The organism is Brevibacterium sp. S22 (assembly GCF_004745485.1).
In the GTDB taxonomy this organism is placed as follows: domain Bacteria; phylum Actinomycetota; class Actinomycetes; order Actinomycetales; family Brevibacteriaceae; genus Brevibacterium.
In genome coordinates, this window is sequence record NZ_RHFG01000004.1 from 1 (window position 1) to 17,274 (window position 17,274).

The 17,274-nt window shown below is 64.4% G+C and carries 17 protein-coding genes; 11 read left to right on the forward strand and 6 right to left on the reverse strand.

What is annotated here, in order from left to right:
• The first annotated feature begins 333 nt into the window (after positions 1–333).
• Together EB835_RS05465 and EB835_RS05470 are read left to right on the forward strand one after the other, a co-directional pair.
• The gene (locus tag EB835_RS05465) at positions 334–1,476 is read left to right on the forward strand and encodes a calcium:cation antiporter (RefSeq protein WP_135808474.1); all 1,143 of its coding nucleotides are present in this window, start codon (positions 334–336) and stop codon (positions 1,474–1,476) included.
• Between the two features lie 99 nt (positions 1,477–1,575).
• The gene (locus tag EB835_RS05470) at positions 1,576–2,028 is read left to right on the forward strand and encodes a PaaI family thioesterase (RefSeq protein ID WP_135808475.1); all 453 of its coding nucleotides are present in this window, start codon (positions 1,576–1,578) and stop codon (positions 2,026–2,028) included.
• Between the two features lie 16 nt (positions 2,029–2,044).
• On the opposite strand, the gene EB835_RS05475 is transcribed toward EB835_RS05470, so the two are convergent.
• The 3 genes from EB835_RS05475 to EB835_RS05485 all read right to left on the reverse strand — a co-directional run bounded on the left by EB835_RS05475 (position 2,045) and on the right by EB835_RS05485 (position 5,195).
• Complete coding sequence (locus tag EB835_RS05475; RefSeq protein WP_135808476.1) at positions 2,045–2,329, reverse strand: helix-turn-helix domain-containing protein; 285 nt, start codon at positions 2,327–2,329, stop codon at positions 2,045–2,047.
• A 48-nt stretch (positions 2,330–2,377) separates the two neighbouring features.
• A complete protein-coding gene (locus EB835_RS05480; protein WP_135808477.1) occupies positions 2,378–3,979 on the reverse strand; it encodes an AMP-binding protein in 1,602 nt (533 codons plus the stop codon).
• A 127-nt stretch (positions 3,980–4,106) separates the two neighbouring features.
• Entirely contained in the window at positions 4,107–5,195 is a 1,089-nt protein-coding gene (locus tag EB835_RS05485) for a GmrSD restriction endonuclease domain-containing protein (RefSeq protein ID WP_135808478.1), read from the reverse strand.
• A gap of 313 nt (positions 5,196–5,508) precedes the next feature.
• On the opposite strand from EB835_RS05485, the gene EB835_RS05490 reads away from it, so the two are divergent.
• Entirely contained in the window at positions 5,509–6,204 is a 696-nt protein-coding gene (locus EB835_RS05490; protein ID WP_168216638.1) for a hypothetical protein, read from the forward strand.
• 96 nt (positions 6,205–6,300) lie between these two features.
• On the opposite strand, the gene EB835_RS05495 is transcribed toward EB835_RS05490, so the two are convergent.
• Positions 6,301–7,092, reverse strand: coding sequence for a sulfite exporter TauE/SafE family protein (locus EB835_RS05495; RefSeq protein WP_135808480.1), 792 nt, complete (start codon positions 7,090–7,092; stop codon positions 6,301–6,303).
• An 84-nt stretch (positions 7,093–7,176) separates the two neighbouring features.
• Between EB835_RS05495 and EB835_RS05500 the strand changes: the two genes are divergently transcribed.
• The 5 genes from EB835_RS05500 (at position 7,177) to EB835_RS05520 (ending at position 12,097) form a co-directional block, all read left to right on the forward strand.
• Positions 7,177–7,932 carry an AraC family transcriptional regulator gene (locus EB835_RS05500; RefSeq protein WP_135808481.1) on the forward strand — a complete coding sequence of 252 codons (756 nt, stop codon included), beginning with the start codon at positions 7,177–7,179 and terminating at the stop codon, positions 7,930–7,932.
• A gap of 116 nt (positions 7,933–8,048) precedes the next feature.
• Positions 8,049–9,314, forward strand: coding sequence for an MFS transporter (locus EB835_RS05505; protein ID WP_135808482.1), 1,266 nt, complete (start codon positions 8,049–8,051; stop codon positions 9,312–9,314).
• Between the two features lie 115 nt (positions 9,315–9,429).
• Positions 9,430–10,836, forward strand: coding sequence for an MFS transporter (locus EB835_RS05510; RefSeq protein ID WP_135539022.1), 1,407 nt, complete (start codon positions 9,430–9,432; stop codon positions 10,834–10,836).
• On the forward strand, positions 10,833–11,492 hold the full coding sequence (locus EB835_RS05515; RefSeq protein WP_135539024.1) for a GntR family transcriptional regulator: 660 nt from the start codon (positions 10,833–10,835) through the stop codon (positions 11,490–11,492). Before EB835_RS05510 ends, EB835_RS05515 begins: the two co-directional genes overlap by 4 nt.
• Positions 11,493–11,791: 299 nt before the next feature.
• A complete protein-coding gene (locus tag EB835_RS05520; protein ID WP_135539025.1) occupies positions 11,792–12,097 on the forward strand; it encodes a helix-turn-helix domain-containing protein in 306 nt (101 codons plus the stop codon).
• Positions 12,098–12,139: 42 nt separating this feature from the next.
• Here the strand turns inward: EB835_RS05520 and EB835_RS05525 are convergent, their stop codons facing one another.
• Positions 12,140–13,264 carry a helix-turn-helix transcriptional regulator gene (locus EB835_RS05525; RefSeq protein ID WP_240688565.1) on the reverse strand — a complete coding sequence of 375 codons (1,125 nt, stop codon included), beginning with the start codon at positions 13,262–13,264 and terminating at the stop codon, positions 12,140–12,142.
• On the opposite strand from EB835_RS05525, the gene EB835_RS05530 reads away from it, so the two are divergent.
• Together EB835_RS05530 and EB835_RS05535 are read left to right on the forward strand one after the other, a co-directional pair.
• Entirely contained in the window at positions 13,255–13,620 is a 366-nt protein-coding gene (locus EB835_RS05530) for a VOC family protein (protein WP_135808483.1), read from the forward strand. The two genes, EB835_RS05525 and EB835_RS05530, sit on opposite strands and share 10 nt — an antisense overlap.
• A 54-nt stretch (positions 13,621–13,674) precedes the next feature.
• Positions 13,675–14,685: an aldo/keto reductase family protein gene (locus EB835_RS05535; RefSeq protein WP_135539029.1), complete on the forward strand. Its 1,011-nt coding sequence runs from the start codon at positions 13,675–13,677 to the stop codon at positions 14,683–14,685.
• A gap of 77 nt (positions 14,686–14,762) precedes the next feature.
• Here the strand turns inward: EB835_RS05535 and EB835_RS05540 are convergent, their stop codons facing one another.
• On the reverse strand, positions 14,763–15,203 hold the full coding sequence (locus EB835_RS05540) for a hypothetical protein (RefSeq protein WP_135808484.1): 441 nt from the start codon (positions 15,201–15,203) through the stop codon (positions 14,763–14,765).
• A 502-nt stretch (positions 15,204–15,705) separates the two neighbouring features.
• On the opposite strand from EB835_RS05540, the gene EB835_RS05545 reads away from it, so the two are divergent.
• Positions 15,706–17,256 carry an MDR family MFS transporter gene (locus EB835_RS05545; protein ID WP_276605984.1) on the forward strand — a complete coding sequence of 517 codons (1,551 nt, stop codon included), beginning with the start codon at positions 15,706–15,708 and terminating at the stop codon, positions 17,254–17,256.
• The last annotated feature ends 18 nt before the right edge of the window (positions 17,257–17,274 follow it).

Genomic DNA, 17,274 nt, shown 5'->3' on the forward strand with positions numbered 1-17,274 from the left:
GAACAAGAAGATCCGGGAGTTCATCGACGGGTGGAACAAACGCAAACACCCCTTCGTGTGGACGAAGACACCCGAGCAGGTGCTGGAGAAAGCGAAACCTAAACCAACTTCAGAAACGCGACACTAGCTCGTCTGCCTACCAGCAGACTTGACGCAGTCGTTTCCGTCGACGGGGCGTTCGCCCACCTGACCCTCTTTGCGGCGGCACTCCCCCCGCCCCGATTTGCCCGGCTAGATGGGCCTGGATAACCTGAAAGCGGAAGGACCCGGCCGGGACGACCCGGTCGCAGTGAAGTCACGATGAGGACGGCCTCAGAGACAGGAAGACCCCTCATGACCGCCGCCCTCCGCAGCATCATCACGCCGACCGCGATTCTTCGGCTCATCCTCGGCTGGGGTGCCTACGTCGCCCTCCTCATCGCAGGCCCCCTCCTCGAACCACCGGTCCCGGGTGCTCTGCTTGTCACCGCACTCATCGTCATCATCGCGGTCATCCTCATCTGCGCCTTCGGCGTCGTCCACGAGGCCGAGCACTTAGCCAGCCGCCTCGGCGATCCCTATGGTTCGCTCGTGCTGACCATCTCGATCTGCCTCATCGAAGTCATCCTCATCGCCGCCGTCCTGCTGGGCCCCGGCGACCACGCCACGATCGCCCGCGACTCCGTGATGGCGGTGTCGATGATCATCCTCGGCGCGGTCGTCGGCCTGTGCCTGCTCATCGGCGGACTGCGCCACGGCGCGATGGTCCACAATCGCACGGGCGTCTCGTCCTACCTCGTCATGATCGTCGTCTTCGCCGCGCTCGCTTTCGCCGTACCCGGCCTCATCGGGGCGAACGGCAGCTACGCGATATGGCAGGAGATTCCGATCATCGTCATCACCGTGGCCGCCTATGCCTTCTTCCTCTACCGGCAGATGGGCCCGCAGGCCCACGAATTCACCGAGGTGGCCACCCCAGCTCAGTCCGAATCGCGGAGTTCCGACGACGAACCGCAGGGAATCGTCGAGATCCTCTCGACCCATCGCTTGGAGATCACCCCCCGCCTGATCCTGCTCGTGGCCACGGTTCTGCCGATCGTCCTGCTCTCCCACGATATGGCCACGCTCCTCGATGACGGTTTGGGCCGCCTCGGCGCTCCGGTGGCTCTGTCCGGGGTGATCATCGCGATGATCGTGTTCCTGCCCGAGACGCTGACATCGCTGCGTGCGGCATGGAACGGCGAGATCCAGCGCGTGAGCAACCTCTGCCACGGCGCACAGGTGTCGACGGTGGGGCTGACGATCCCGACGGTGCTCGTCATCGGGATGCTCACCGACCAGCAGATCGTACTCGCCGAATCCCCGATCAATCTGGCGCTGCTGGCGATCACACTGCTGGTCACGATCATCGCGTTCGCGGGCAGACGGGTCACCGCCATCCACGGCGTCGCGCTGCTCGTCGTCTTCGCGGTCTTCGGGCTCGCGCTGTTCTCGTGAGCCGGGCCCACGACAGTCGGTGCGATCTGAACGCACACGGGTAAGGTGGATTTCGAACGTTCAATCAGCCTCTGGTTGTGCACCCTCGAAGGAGAACCTATGAATAACGACGCCGCCTCACAGCCCAACAGTGCGGCACTGCCCGATGTCTCTTTGCAGGGTTCGAGCCGGTTCGTTGCGGCCACCGGCCTCGTCGTCGAGGAGGTCACGGCCACCTCGGTGCGGGGACATGCGGATCTTGATGAGAACCACCACACTCCGTGGGGCGTCGTCCACGGCGGCGTCTACACCAGCATCGTCGAAAGCGCCGGCAGCATCGGGGCCAGCCACGCCGTGGCCGATCGCGGCGAGTTCGCCGTCGGCGTCCACAACGCCACGGACTTCCTCAGGCCCAGCCAGGGCGCCAGGGTCGCCGTCGAAGCCACCGCCCTCTACCAGGGACGGACTCAGCAGCTGTGGGAGGTGATCATCACCGATTCGGCGACGGGCAAACAGCTCTCGCGCGGTCAGCTGCGCCTGCAGAACGTGCCGCTGCCGAAGCAGGACAGCTGATGTGACGCTGCCCGCCTCAGACCAGCGCGACGCGCTTGTGCGCAACACGGGCCAACCGCTCCAGCATTCCTGTGCCGGGCATGACAGCTCCGTTTTCGATTCGGGCGATGGCCGCCTGGGTTGTGTGCATTCGCTTGGCCAGTTCAGCCTGAGTCAGCCCGAGCTCCATCCGCTCGTCGTAGAACAGCTGAGAAATGCGAATGCCGGCGTCGATCTCCTCATAGCCAGCTTCATATTCGGTGCGCTCTTTTTCGGACATCCGACCGAGCCGTTCCGCACTCATCTGCTCCAAAGTCGTCATGCCGCGAATGATACTCGCACCTCCACAGAGCCGTCGTCCCAGAAGACTTCAGCTCCCCGCCATCTCCCGCAACGCGTTCTTGCGGATCTTGCCCGTCGACGTCGTCGGCAGCGCGTCGACGAATTCGGTGCCGGCCGGTGCCTTATACGAGGCGATGCGGGTCTTGACGAAGGCGATCAGTTCGTCCGCGTCGAGGCTCGCTCCTTCTCTCAGCACCACGTAGGCCAACGGTCGCTGTCCCCACTTCTCGTCGGGCATTCCGACGACGGCCGCCTCGGCGACGGATTCGTGGGCGACGATCGCCTGCTCGACCTCGATGGTGGAGATGTTCTCTCCACCGGAGATGACGATGTCTTTGGCCCGGTCGAGGATCTGGACATAGCCGTCGGGGTGCATGACCGCGAGGTCTCCGGTGTGGAACCAGCCGCCGCGGAAGGCCACCTCGGTGTCCTCGGGAGAATTGAGATACCCCTTCATCACGTTGTTGCCGCGCATGACGATCTCGCCCATCGTCGCCCCGTCACGGGGCACGTCGGTGAGCACATCATCGTCGCGGAGCTCGACGACGCGCATGCGATCAGCGCTGATCATGCCGATCCCCTGCCGTGATTTCAGGGCCGCGCGTTCCTCGACGGGCAGGCCGGTCCATTCGGGCTGCGGTTCGCACGAGGAGTACGGGCCGTAGGATTCGGTGAGTCCGTAGACGTGGATGACCTCGATTCCCAGTCCCTCCAGGAGGGCGATCGTCGTCGGCGACGGCGGGGCTCCGGCCGTGGTGATCGACAGCGCGCCGTCCATGGAGTGGGCTTCCTTGGCACCGGCGATGGTGTTGAGCACCACCGGTGCGCCGGCCATGCGCGTGACTTGCTCGTCGTCGATGAGCCGCCAGGCCTCGGGTCCGCGCACGGCCCGGATGCACACGTGCGTGCCCGACACCGCGGTCAGTGCCCAGGTCGTGCACCAGCCGTTGCAGTGGAACATCGGCAGCGTCCACAGGTAGCGGGTCAGCGGTGCGAAGTCCTGCGTGATGACCTCGCCGAGCGAGTTCAGGTATGCCCCGCGGTGGGTGTACATCACGCCCTTGGGTCGGCCCGTGGTGCCCGAGGTGTAGTTGACCGTGATCGTCTCGGTCTCGTCTGCGACCTCATAGGCCCGGGGTGATTCCGGCGCCGAGGCGGTCCAGTCCGCATACGCTTCCACGCTGAGATCCGCGGCGCTGACGTCACCGGGGGTGCCGTCTTCGTCGGGGTGGACGACGATGGTTTCGACCGCGTTCGCTGCACCGGCGTCGATGACCGGCTGGAGGAGGCCGGCGTCGCCGAAGAGGAACTTCACCTCACTGTGGCCGAGGATGTACTCGACCTCGGGCGGGGCCAGACGAGTGTTGAGCATGACGAGCACCCCGCCGGCCAGAGGGACCGCGTAGTGGGCGATGAGCGCCTCGGCGCTGTTCGGGGCGAGCACGGCGACAGTGTCGCCGTCCTTGAGGCCGCGGCGGACCAAGCCTTCGGCGAGGTTCTGCACGGTCTCGGCCATGTCTCGGTAGGTGAAGCGGCGGGGCCCGTCGACGATCGCCTCGCGATCGGGGTGAGCTTCGAGCGAGCGCTCGAGGAAGCGCAGCGGGGTCAGGGCGGTATCCAGTCCGGACATGGTGGGGCTCCTCTTCGTCGGTGACCAGGGTCGGTGTTCGCGGCGGGCTCGCCGACGACGAACATCGGGTCTGCGCTTAGATTACCTACCGGTTTTGTGAGCCAACACACCCACCCCGCCGAGGCGGCTATTCGCAGCCGACTCCGTCGCCGTCCCGGTCGAGGTGGGAACCGTACCCGGGATCTCCCCGGTGGACAGGGGTGGCCCCGGCCTCGCGTGCGGCCGTGCAGTTTTCGAAGGATGTCGATGAGTTCGACGATCCGCTCGATGACGAGCCTGAACCTGACGCTCCGGCGCCCGACGGCGAGCTGCCCGAGGATCCCGAGCTCGAGGACTTCTGTTTCGCTGGGCGGGTCTCTTCTTTCGTGGTGACGTTGTCACCGTCGCCGGGGCCGGGCCAGTCGACATCCTCGGTGAAGGCGGGCTGGTCCTCGCAGGTGTCGAGGACGCGCTCCATGGCGGCCTTCTCCGGTTTGACCACCCAGAGGTCGTACTTGTGCTTGACCGCGATCTGTCGGGCGACGTATTCGCAGCGGTAGGACTTGTTGGGCGGCAACCAGGTCGCGGCATCAGCGTCACCCTTCTGCCGGTTGAGGCTCGAGCTCACGGCGAGCAGGTTGAGCGGATCGTTGCCGAATTCCTTCAGCGTCTCCTCGTCGAACTGTGCGGCACCGGTCTGCCAGGCATTCGATCGGGCGACGACGTGGTCGATGTCGACGGCATTCGCGCCGCGATCGAAGTCATAGGTCTCGCCCTTGTACGAGTCGGCGATCGTGCCGGCCAGGACGATGCAGCCCTGCGTACCCGCCTTGAGTGTGATGTCCGTGAGGTCGCGGCGGAGCACATCGTTGCGGGTGTCGCAGCCGTTGTGGTCGGTGTCCGAACGCCATTTGAACAGGTCACCGTCGTAGCCGGTCTTCGGTGCCCGGCCCTTGACCGCAAGTTCGTCCAACATCGCCGAGGCGGTGCCGGGCGTCGAACTGCCTGCTCGACCTTCGTCCCCGTCCTGGCCGTCGTCGCCGTCATCGGGTGTCGTCGGCGCAGCGGAATCGCTGGTCGTTTCCGGGGCCTCCCGACTGGGCTTGGGGTCGGCCGTGCTGGATGAGGCGGTGTCGACGGTCGGCTCGGTCGCCTCGGCGCATCCGGAGAGGAGGCCGAAAGCGAGGACTGCCGCGAGTGCCGCAAGGGCGCGGCGTGGGGAAGAGAGCAAGGGCATGGACTTTCGCAAGGTGCAGGCTCGCCGGTGGGGCGAGATCGTTCAGACGTGGTCGTGGACCGAGCCGACACGAATGCCGCTGCTCGATCCACTTCGATCAGTGTAGAGCGGGCGGAGTGTCGATGGCGCACGATAGGCCAGAACGTATCCCATTCGTTAGATCAGCGGAGAGTTCGTCGGTGGCGTGTTCTTCTCAACGCACGAACCGACTCCGGGCTACGGCTCCTTCCGCCGGCTGTTAACCCTGACCCCACCGGCGGGTGGGTGCATGATGGAAGGGGACGGTGAGCAACCTCGGCGAGGAGGATTGTCGATGCGACACGATGAGGAGCGCCCGCGCACCAGCGGATTCCTGGCAGACGGAATAGTACCCGGGCACTGGACGCAGGTGCTCGGGTCGATGCGGGCGAATCCGTTCACCCATCTTTCGCCTGATGAGGTGCGCACCGAGGAGGTCCACCAACTGATCGTCGCGCCCTCCCCCGAGGTGGCCTGGGCGTGCTTCGGGGAGTTGCTCGCCGCAGTCGAGGAAGGGTCTCTTCACGAGTCCCGCGTCACGATCACAACGCCAGATGATCTCAACCCCTCCGACGTCTCCGCGGGGACGTGGGTGTTTCTGCCGCACCGACAAGACGGGTGGACGGAACTCGAGGACGCTTCGGCGAAACTGCGGGCGAATTTGGTCAAGGAGAACTCGACGCGAGAAGCAGGCAGCAAGCTGGTTCTCATGGAGTACGGGATCAACCTGTGGATGTGGGCCGAGCCGCCGTCAAGCGGAGGCGACCCCGTCTGCCACGCGGGCGAGCTCATCAGCTGGGAGAGCGCGTGGGCCCTGGGCGCCGGCGGTGCCGCCGATGCGAGCAGCTCCGGTGGCTCAACGTCTGCCGCCGACCACGACACCCCTGCTGCCTCGGCGCATGCAGCCGACTCAGTGCCTACCGCCCCGGCGCGCCCGCCGATCTACTTCGGCCTGCCGCCGATTCTGCGCAAGCGCCGCTGGGAGAGCTGAGCACCTTCCTCGAAACCACTGTCTTGCGCCGAGACAACGGTGCACACACAGTGGTCTCGGCGCTCAGGCGTTGTCTCGACACTGAGCTGCCACCCCTCACGCCACGGCGACAACGACCCCGGCGGCGATGAGCAGGATGAAGTAGCCCCAGGCGTGGAGGATCTCCGGGATCTTCGGGACGCGCCTGCGCAGGAAGACGATGATCGGCATGCCGCCGATGAGCAGGGCAGCAGCGGACACCAGGTCGAGGGCTCCGACGATGCCGGGGGCGTCGATAGAAGCCGGGGCGAGGATCGTCACGAGCACGGCCGGGCTCATGATCACCAAGGTCAGTGGGTTGGCCAGGGTCGTGGCCACGGTCATCGTCGCCCCCGACCGGCGCATCATCGGCACGGTCATCACCGATCCGCCGACGCCGAGGAACGACGCCAGTCCGCCGATCGGCACACCCCAGATCGCTGCGATTCCGCGTCCGCCCTCGCCGGTCTCCTCCCTAATGCGGGCGGCGGGGCGGAAGAAGCCCGGACGCAGCAGGAGGTCAACGGCGGTGACGGCGATGTAGATGACGAATCCCCACTGCAGCATCGTATCCGGGGCGAAGCCTGCGCTGAGCGCCCCGAGCCCTCCGCCGAGGGCGAGCAGCCCGAGCAGCCACCACCGTCCCTTGAGATGGGCGAGCGTTTCCCGTTTCGTCGAGACCGTGGCAACGATGGCATTGACGAGCATGACCAGCGCCGAGGTGGCCGCCGCCACCCGTGCCGTGTCTGATCCGAGATCGGCATCGACGAGCGTGATGATCGGGACGGTGACGAAGCCGCCGCCGAAGCCGAAGAGCACGGTCGTCAGGCCGACGAGGCAGCCGATGAGAATGAGTCCGATAAATTCCACTCACCTATCTCAGCGCACAGCACCCAAGGCAGGCAATCGATAGTCTGCCGCCGATCTGTGAGAATTCGCCACTACACTCGAGTCGTGCCCAACCTCGCCATCGACGACGTCGACTCCCATCCGTGGGACGTGCTGTCCGTCGGCACGCAGTACCCGCCGGACACGGTCCTGCCCTATCACCGCCACCGGCGAGCGCAGCTGCTCTACGGGTCGACCGGGGTCATGCTCGTCGAGACCCAGGACGGTTCGTGGACAGTCCCGACGCATCAGGCCGTGCTCATCCCCGCCGAGGTGGACCACCTTGTCCGCTTCCTCGACGTCACGACGTGGAGCCTCTACATCGAACCGACCAGCGTTCCGTGGTGGCCGGAGACGTGCACGGTCATCACGGTCACACCCTTACTGCGTGAGCTTTTGAAAACCGCGGATTCGTTCGAGATCGCCGAGGATATGACCGCCTACCAGCATCATGTGTTCGCGCTCATCCTTCTCGAACTCCAGCGAGCCTCGGCGGTTCCGTTCGAAGTGCCGCTCCCCCGTGAGACCCGTCTGCGGCAGGTCTGCATCGACTACCTCGACGGACCCGAGCTCGGGCTGAGCAATCGCGACTGGGCCGGGCAGCTGCAGATGAGCGAACGCAGCCTCGACCGTGTCTTCCGTGCGCAGACTGGGATGAGTCCGGCGGCATGGCGGACCCGCGCACGCATGCTTGTCGGGCTGCGGCTGCTCCGGTCGGAAACGATCACGCAGGTCTCCGAGCGACTCGGCTATTCTTCACCGGCAGCGTTCTCCACGGCCTTCTCCCGCGAGATCGGCCGCGCCCCGTCCTCGTTCCAGTGAGAACTTCTGCGCCTAGGCAGTCCGCGAGCACATCAGCCGCCGCACCTGCCACGGCCGCCGTCTCAAACTGAGGCCGCCCATCGGCCTGGGACCAGCCGCGGCTAAGGTTGGCAGGGATGTCAGACGCACCCGATTCCCCATCGCCGCGGGGTCGACTTCCCCACCCGCTCGCGGCCCTGATCCTGGCCATGGCTGCGATCCTCCTTGTCGGGCTGAGTCTGCGGATCCCGACCATCTCACTGTCTCCACTCGTGCCCGCCATGATGGACGACACCGGACACGGAGAGACCTTCGTTTCCCTGCTGACCAGCGTGCCTCTGGCCCTGACGCTGCTGGCAGCGCCGATCGCTCCGGTGTTGGCGAATCGCCTCGGGCGCAGCCGCACTGTCAGCCTCTCCCTCCTGGCGATCGTGGCCGGAACGGTCATCCGCTCCATCCCCGGAGAGGCCCCGCTGCTCATCGGAACCGGGATGCTCGGCTTTTCGATCGCGATCGTCACAGTGCTCGCCCCTTCGATCATCTCCGCCGAACGCACCACCCTCCGTTCCCGCCTCACCGGGGTCTATTCGATGTCATTGAGCCTGGGCCCGGCACTGGCCCTGGCACTGACCGTCCCTGTCGGAGAGTTCCTCGATCTCGAATGGCGCGGCACACTGCTCATCTGGATCGTGGTCTCCGCCGGTGCGCTCGTGTTGTGGTGGTTCTACTCGCGCACCTACGCCGAAGGCACCGAAGGCACAACTGATGAATCGGTTGACCCCGCAAACGAACCGCGGGGCAGTAATCCACGTGGCGGGCACGATCCGCGCGGCGGACACGGGGCGAAGGCCGTCCTCGGCGATGTCGATGTGTGGATGCTCGCGCTGTTCCTCGGTGTCACCTCTCTGATGTTCTACACCACCTCGGCGTGGCTGCCTACGGTGTTCGTCGGCGACGGGATGTCGGCTCAGGTCGCCGGAGGGTTCGTCTCCCTCATCAATGTCATCGCCATCCCCTTCGGGCTCATCGCACCTGCTCTCCTCGGCAGAGGAGCCTCTCGCATCCTCGCTCCGTTCGCTCCGCTGCTGGCCGTCGGCGGCGTCGTGCTCCTGCTCATCGCAGGCTCTCAGACCGCTCTGATCGTCACGATCCTCCTCGGTGTGGCCCAAGGTCTGTGCCTCGGGGTCTCCTACGACCAGATCATCGGATACGGCCGATCACCGGCTCACACCGCGTCCGTCTCGGCCGTGACCTCGGCAGTCGGCGTGGCACTGGCAGCACTCGGGCCCTTCGCCTTCGGCCTCGGCCTTGAAGTCGCAGGGTCGGCGGCGGTTCCGCTGCTCGGTCTCGCACTTGTCGCTGCTGCCCAGTCGGTCATCGGACTGCGCACCTCGCGGCTCTGAGCTGTCCCTGAGCCACCGTCTCAAACTCCGCACCCACATCTTGTATCCAAGATGGATCCAAGATAGTTTTGGCGGGTAACTCGACAGCACTACTGCGCAGGGAGGCGAGGCATCGATGACGAGTCGCGCTCGCGAACAGGCCAAACTCATCACCGCCCAGCTGCTCTCCGGAGCCGGCATCGCCTCGGGATATGCCGTCGGCGGTCTGCTCGCCGAGGAGATCACCGGCCAGACCTCGATGGCCGGACTCGCACAGATGAGCGTCATCCTCGGTGCCGGTCTCATCGCCTATCCCCTCGCGGTGCTCGCCGGCAGGTCCGGCCGTCGCAAGGCACTGACCCTGGGCTTCGGCATCGGCACGCTCGGCGCGGTAGTCGTGCTCATCGGTGTCGCCCTCCAGCTCCTCCCGGTGTTCATGCTCGGGATGATGATGTGCGGGTCCTCGACCGCCTCGGGGCTGCAGGCCCGTTACGCCGCCGTCGATCTCGCCGATCCTGCAGCCGCGGGCCGTGCGATGTCCCTGGTCGTGTGGGCGACGACAGTCGGGTCCGTACTCGGCCCGAATTTCACCGATCCCGGCGCCCACCTCGGCGAGGCCCTGGGCATGAACGGTCTGGCCGGGCCCTACATCATCTCGATGGCCGCGTTCGCTCTCGCAACCCTGTTCGCCTCGACCCTGTCGCGGTCGATCGCCGCAGGCACGGAGCAGCCGCCCGCGAACGCCGACCTCGACGCCGATCCGGCCATCGAACACGATGCCTCATCCGACGCAAACGCAGCGGCCACCTCGGCGAACGCTGTCGACGGATCCCCCGCCGAGGTGGTCCCCGCCCGATCCGCTCGATCGGAACAGACGGCACCGCCGGCCCAGTTGAGACTCGGCCAGGCGCTGCGGTTCGCGCTCGCACGCCCGGTGCCGCTGTTCGCGATGATCACGATCATCACCGGGCAGATGATGATGACCAACGTCATGGTCATGACCCCGGTGCACATGGATCACCAGGAGTTCAGCCTCGGCGCGATCGGCATCGTCGTGAGTATCCACATCGCCGGCATGTACGCCCTCTCCCCCATCTTCGGATGGATGGCCGACCGGTGGGGTGCGGGCGTGGTCATCGCCGGCGGCACGGTCATCTTCGCCGCCACGATCGCCCTCGGCGTCATGGACGCCCTCGCCCCGGTGTCGTCGATGGTCCTGCTGAGCACTGCGCTGTCGCTGCTCGGAATCGGGTGGTCGATGTTCCTCATCGGCGGTTCGGCGCTGCTGACCGCCTCGGTGCCGGCCCATGCGAAGGTGCCGCTGCAGGGGGCATCGGACTCGGCGATGAACCTCGGCGGGGCGCTCATGGCGGCCATGGCCGGCACCGTGCTCGAGGCCGGTGGATTCCTCTGGATCAATCTCATGGCGACGTTCGTCCTGCTCATCACCCTCGCCTTCGCGATCCGCGCGGTCCCGCTCATGACCTGGCCCGGCCGCCGAGCATCGACCCGCGCCGAGGCGCCCGCCGAGGTGTCCGAATGAGCACGAAGACGGAGTCGAAGAGCGCGGCCGAGCGCGCCTATTCATTCATTCGCGGGCAGATCCTCGATGGCGACCATCCCCCGGGAACGATGCTCGGCGAGGCAGCACTGGCGGCCGAGATCGAAGTCAGTCGCACCCCGGTGCGCGTGGCTCTGGCCAGACTGCAGGACGAGGGATGGATCCACATCTACCCCAAGCGTGGGGCAATCGTGCAAGGCGTCGACGAACGGACGATCGTCGAACTCGCCGATGCTCGCTATGTGCTTGAGACGACCGCAGTCGAGCGCGCTTCTGAACCTCTGAGACAGAGTCTGACCGACACACTCACTGAGCTCATCAGCCAGCAGCGGGCAGCCTTCGCCGAAGCGGACATCGCCCGGTTCATCGAGCTCACCCTGGAGTTCCACCGTGGCTTCGTCGAGGCCGGTGACAATCAGGTGATGCTCGAAATGTATTCGATGCTCTCCGATCGGCACAGGTTCATTCTGTTCATGAACGGCAGGCACCTCCTCAATCGCTGCGATGAGATCATCGCCGAACACGAAGCGCTGGTGAATCATCTCCGGGCAGGCGCTTCCGAGGAATTCGCGGCCACACTGCAGGGGCATATCGAGGAGAACGCCGGCCCGCAATCGGCCGGGTTCGGAGTACGCTGAGAGCCTTCTGCCGGTGACGGCACAATTCGAAACGAGCTGCGCCGGTTTGACCACGCCTGTGGCACCGACGCTGTCCAAGCCGAACGTTCAATAGACGGCCGACCAACTTCGCGGCTCCAGTAAGGCACCACCTCGGCGTTCATCCGTCCCACGCCATCAATCGTAGAACCTATAGGTTCTGCACTTTGTATATGTGGGAGGTGAATGTCCAACTGGACTCCGGTTGGCTCTCGTAACTGCCTCGATACACAGGAGCTGCTTGACCAACACCTGATGAGATTGAGAGGAAAGTGAAAACTATGGTTGAAACACTGAGCGATTTCCTCGACCACAATGCAATCAACCGTGAGAACGTTGACAACCACAGGCAGAGGATGCTCGCGGAAGTCCGCGCCTACCGTCTGAAGGAACTCCGATCAACCGCCGGACTCACTCAGCACGAGCTCGCGGACAGAATCGGCGTTTCACAACGTCAAGTCTCCAAGATTGAACACGGAGACCTAGAGAACACCAAGATCGGCACGGTTCGACGATACCTGGAGGCAGTTGGAGGAAATCTGACGCTCGACGTCGTCTTCGGAGAAACTCGAATCCAAATCGCCTGATCCGTTCTACTGGTTTTCACCGCTTGTCACACCGGCGATACCTCAGTGTCGTGCCGCCATGTCTCCGGCCAGCTTCTTGACCAGCTCCCGTGCCGAAGGAGGATCGATGACTTCGATGTGATCGGTGAACTGCATGAGCTGTCTGACCCCGTCGAGCTGGTCATAGGCGACAGTGATACGCATTTTCAGATCATTGGTCGGTAACGGTTCGACTGACCGCAGTCGACTGCCGAGGATCCTGTGAGCCAAGTCCTCTCTGTCAGCATCGAGATACGCAGTCACGATGACGTCATTCCTGCTCTCGAGCCGATCGACCAGATCACCCGCGACGTCCTGCAACGTCGCTTCCGGCCTGGTCCTCCGGTCGGCGTCAAGTTCAGTCCACCCCCTCAACCGAGACATGGCGAACATGCGTGGACGGCTATCGACATCGCCAACGAGGTACCACCGCCCACCGCGCAGGTAGAGCCCATACGGGTCGACCTCATAGATTCGCGATTCGGCTCTCCCGCTTGATCGGTACTCGACGCGAAGCCGTCGAGTCGACCGGAGAGTCTCGACGAGGTCAGCGAAGTCGACTGCTGCTTCGTCGGCGAACCAGCCCGAACTGTCGATCTCGACGACCTCGCTGAGAGGAACCCAATGCTGATCAGCCCGCCCCAATGGCTTCGAGCGACGTGTGTCCAGCCGCTGAAAGGCGCGAAGCATCCCTTCTTCGAGACCGAGTTGACGTGCGCTCCTGCTATCCAGACCGACCAGCGCCAATGCTTCAGCTTCCGTCTCCGAAAGCCGATTGACATCGATCTGAGTCCCCACTTGCAGGGAGATTCCGCCGTAGCGGCCAGGCTCGGCAGCGACTGGCACATCGGCCTCGATCAATGCTTCTATGTCACGCAGAATCGTTCGCGCCGAGACACCGAACTGTTCGGCGAGGCGGGCCGCCGTCGTCTGCCCCGCGGACTGGAGCGCCACGATGATCGACAACAATCGCTGCGGACGTTTCACTGCAGACTCCCTCCGACCACTTTCTTCCGAACCGCATCGCCAAACACGACATGGACTGTCACCTATTGCTGTCAGTGTAGAACCACGGCCCCGCAAAGAGTGGTTGCCGAGTACAAGAAGCCCCAAGACTGAGCAAAGAAAAGGAGTTGCCCGTGCCCACACCCAACCTGTTCCTCACTTACGTCACCGACACCGCCTCCGCAACGGATTTCTACAGCCGCCTCTTCGAGATGGAGCCCGCCATGATCACACCCCGGTACGTCTCGTTCGAAATCGCACCTGGCGTTCTGTTCTCCCTCTGGAGCGGCGCCAGCGATGCGGTGACGGCAACACCGGTACGCACCTCAGAAGTCGGGCTCATGGTGCCCGGATCCGCCGAGGCAGTCGATGCCGTCTTCGCCGACTGGTCTGCAAAGGGCGTCGATGTCGTCTCAGAACCTAACGACGCGGTCTTCGGCCGAACTTTTGTCGTCGCCGATCCGGATGGGAATTACATCCGCGTCTCACCGGTGGACTGAACCTCGGGCCCAGTGTGCACCTCACCCCTTGACCTGCGGACGTAGGCTGGGGACATGGAGCACAGATATCTGGGAAACAGCGGCCTTAAGATCTCCGAAATCACCTACGGAAACTGGCTCACGCACGGTTCACAGGTCGAGAACGACACGGCGACGAAATGCGTCCATGCCGCACTCGACGTCGGCATCTCGACCTTCGACACCGCCGATGTCTACGCAAACACCGTGGCCGAACAGGTCCTCGGCGATGCCCTGAAAGGTCAGCGACGCGAATCGCTCGAGATCTTCACAAAAGTCTACTTCCCCACCGGCCCGAAGGGTCACAACGACACCGGCCTGTCCCGCAAGCACATAATGGAGTCCATCAACGGGTCGCTGTCTCGACTCGGCACCGACTACGTCGACCTCTATCAGGCGCACCGGTATGACTACGAGACCCCACTGGAAGAGACGATGCAGGCCTTCGCCGACATCGTCCGCGCCGGCAAGGCCCTTTACATCGGGGTCAGCGAGTGGAATGCCGATCAGCTGCGGGCGGCCCATCATATGGCCCGCGAGCTAGGAATCCAGCTGATCTCGAATCAGCCGCAGTACAACATGCTGTGGCGAGTCATCGAGTCGCGAGTGGTGCCGACGTCGAAGGAGCTCGGCATCTCTCAGATCGTCTGGTCCCCGATCGCCCAGGGTGTGCTGACCGGGAAGTACAAAGTCGGGCAGCCGCTGCCCGAAGGCTCCCGCGCCACCGACGAGGAAGGCGGCGGCGCTGACATAATCAAGAGCCGCTACCTCAACGACACCACCTTGTCTGCGGTCGCGAAGCTCGAACCCATCGCCGCTGATCTCGGACTGACGATGGCGCAGCTCGCCGTCGCCTGGGTGCTGGCCAACGACAACGTCGCCACCGCCCTGGTCGGCGCCTCTCGCCCCGAGCAGATCGCCTCGAATGCCGAAGCAGCCGGTGTCACACTCGACGCCGAAGTGCTCACCCGCATCGACGAAGTCCTCGGCGACCTGCCCGAGACGGCCCCGTCGAAGACCCGGTCACCCGAGACCCGCCTGGTCTGAGCTTTCCGCAACGAGCTGACGGTCCGGCGCTGGGCTGAGAGCAAAGCGTCGGACCACGTGCTGCGCGGCCCTGCTCTTCAGCTCGGCAGGAGGGTGCCGTAGTGGGCGGTATCGACGGGGCGCAGGATGATCGGGCCACAGGCCGCCGTGAGCAGTCCCGAAATCACCGGAAGAGCGAAGGCCAAGGGTTCGATTTCTGTGTTGGACACCGTGTACACCATCGGAATATTGCCGTGGAAGAACAGCGCCAAGACCCCTAATGCGACCACCGCCGAGGCGGCACCAAGTCCGAAGAGAAACAACAGCGACGATGCACGGCTGGAGAGGCGACGGACGAACAGACGCAGAATCGCATAAGCCGGGGCGCTTGTCACGAGACCCAACGCGGCTCCGGCAACAGCAAAGAACGGGGCCCACGCGAGATTTCCCGCCAGGTCACCTAGTCCGCTGGATACGCCCATCAGGACGAGACTCCAGATGGCCGCACTGACAGCCCCGATACCGGTGACAACGAGCACAAATCGTCCCAGAGTGCTCCACTTCCCGAGACTCATCTGCCTGACCGCTCCTCATTGACAACGTAACCTGACCTCAACCGTACTGCCTTTCGGCCAAGATCTGGGAGAGCTTCCAGGCGAAGCTCCCCTTCTGGTCCCGGATCACGGGCAATAGTGACTCAGTCGTGCCGTCTGCTGGACCCACCGCGCTTCCCCTGGCAGGTCTCTTCCGCCACTCCCTGACCGGCAGTTTGGTCGTGAGGGGAATTCTCTGGTCGATCCACGGCGCTGTCGACGCTGAGACCGCGGTGGATCGACCAGAGAATACCGGTCAGATACCGCTGCGAAGACACTTCCGTCGTGCGATGGCGCACAACCCGATTTTCGATGGCGCCTTCGCCGAGGCGGTCGGCCTCCTTCCGAACCGAACGACAGATGAACTCGATGAATCTCACACTGCCCCGGGGCCGCCTCGGCGAGGGTGGTGCGCTAAACTGCATGAAGCGGTTATATAACCAAGGAATTGACTTCCGGGCGCGATGAGGGGCCGATTCAGCGCACCGCCTCAGGCGGGCTGGCGCTGAAGGACGAGAAGAGACGCAGACGACGAACAGGTGAGGGGATGCCATTGGCGGACGGAGACAGCAACCAGAAGGACCCGGCAGAAGGCACCCCGATCAACCGGAACCTCGTGCTTGCGGTTCTCGTCTCCGGTGCGTTCGTCATCATCCTCAATCAGACGCTGCTCAACACCGCTCTGCCGGCGTTCATGAACTACTTCCACATCACCTCCGGCGCTGCCCAGTGGGTGACGACGAGCTTCATGCTCGTGAACGGCATCATGATCCCGGTGACCGCGTTCCTCATCGAGAAGTTCACGACGAGGGGCCTGTTCTTCACCGCCATGGGCCTCTTCATCATCGGCACCCTCGTGTGTGCGATCGCTCCGGTCTATCCGGTGATGCTCATCGGCCGTGTCATCCAGGCCTCGGCCGGCGGCATCATCATGCCGCTGATGCAGACGATCCTCTTCGCCATCTTCCCTGTGGAGAAGCGCGGCACGGCTATGGGCACGTTCGGACTCGTCATCGCCTTCGCCCCCGCGATCGGGCCGAGCCTCTCCGGCTGGATCGTCGACCACCTGCCGTGGCAGGTCCTGTTCTACATGATGCTGCCGATCGCGATCATCGACCTCATCATCGCCTATTTCCTGCTCAAGAACGTCACCGAGCGGACCTTCCCACGCCTCGACGTGCTCTCGATCATCCTCTCCACCCTCGGGTTCGGCGGACTGCTGTTCGGCTTCGGCACCGCCGGTGACGCCGGATGGCTCAGCGCCGAGGTGCTCACGCCCCTGATCATCGGCGCGATCGCACTGACGTTCTTCATCACCCGGCAATTCAAGCTCGAACAGCCGATCCTCGAGTTCCGCATCCTCCGCTACCGCATGTTCACCCTCAACACCCTGCTGGGCATGTGCGTGTTCATCGTTATGGTCGGCGGCATGATGGTCCTGCCGCTGTACATGCAGAACATGAATGACTTCTCGGCGATGGAGTCCGGCTTGGTCCTGCTTCCGGGCGCCGCGGTGATGGGACTGATGTCGCCGGTGACCGGTCGCGTGTTCGATGCCATCGGCGCGAAATGGCTCGCCGTCGCCGGCTTCGTCCTGCTCACCGGAACCACGTTCCTCTTCGCTCGGCTGGGCCCGGACACCTCGTTCGTCTACCTCGCCGTGGTCAACACGGTCCGCATGTTCGGAGTCGCCATGGTGATGATGCCGGTGACCACTGCCGCGCTCAACCAGCTGCCCTCGCACCTCATCCCGCACGGCACCGCCCTGAACAACACGATGCGCCAGATCGCCGCCTCGGTCGGCACCGCAGCACTGGTGACGATCATGGTCTCGGCCGCGCGGAATCCCGAAACCTACGGCATGGCGGGCCTGGTCCACGGTGCGAACGTCGCCTTCTTCGTCGCCGCCTGCGTCGGCATCCTCGGCATCGTCGGAGCATTCTTCATCAAGAACTCACACGGACTCGAACCAGGACAGAAGAAGACCACCGGAAAGTGATTCCGGGGTCGCCGAGGG

Excerpts from the sequence above, each read along its gene's own strand:
- EB835_RS05475 (WP_135808476.1), bottom strand. The coding sequence starts at position 2,329 with ATGACGACTTTGGAGCAGATGAGTGCGGAACGGCTCGGTCGGATGTCC.
- EB835_RS05485 (WP_135808478.1), bottom strand. The coding sequence starts at position 5,195 with ATGCCCTTGCTCTCTTCCCCACGCCGCGCCCTTGCGGCACTCGCGGCA.
- EB835_RS05480 (WP_135808477.1), bottom strand. The coding sequence starts at position 3,979 with ATGTCCGGACTGGATACCGCCCTGACCCCGCTGCGCTTCCTCGAGCGC.
- EB835_RS05535 (WP_135539029.1), top strand. The coding sequence starts at position 13,675 with ATGGAGCACAGATATCTGGGAAACAGCGGCCTTAAGATCTCCGAAATC.
- EB835_RS05510 (WP_135539022.1), top strand. The coding sequence starts at position 9,430 with ATGACGAGTCGCGCTCGCGAACAGGCCAAACTCATCACCGCCCAGCTG.
- EB835_RS05465 (WP_135808474.1), top strand. The coding sequence starts at position 334 with ATGACCGCCGCCCTCCGCAGCATCATCACGCCGACCGCGATTCTTCGG.
- EB835_RS05520 (WP_135539025.1), top strand. The coding sequence starts at position 11,792 with ATGGTTGAAACACTGAGCGATTTCCTCGACCACAATGCAATCAACCGT.
- EB835_RS05470 (WP_135808475.1), top strand. The coding sequence starts at position 1,576 with ATGAATAACGACGCCGCCTCACAGCCCAACAGTGCGGCACTGCCCGAT.
- EB835_RS05515 (WP_135539024.1), top strand. The coding sequence starts at position 10,833 with ATGAGCACGAAGACGGAGTCGAAGAGCGCGGCCGAGCGCGCCTATTCA.
- EB835_RS05490 (WP_168216638.1), top strand. The coding sequence starts at position 5,509 with ATGCGACACGATGAGGAGCGCCCGCGCACCAGCGGATTCCTGGCAGAC.
- EB835_RS05505 (WP_135808482.1), top strand. The coding sequence starts at position 8,049 with ATGTCAGACGCACCCGATTCCCCATCGCCGCGGGGTCGACTTCCCCAC.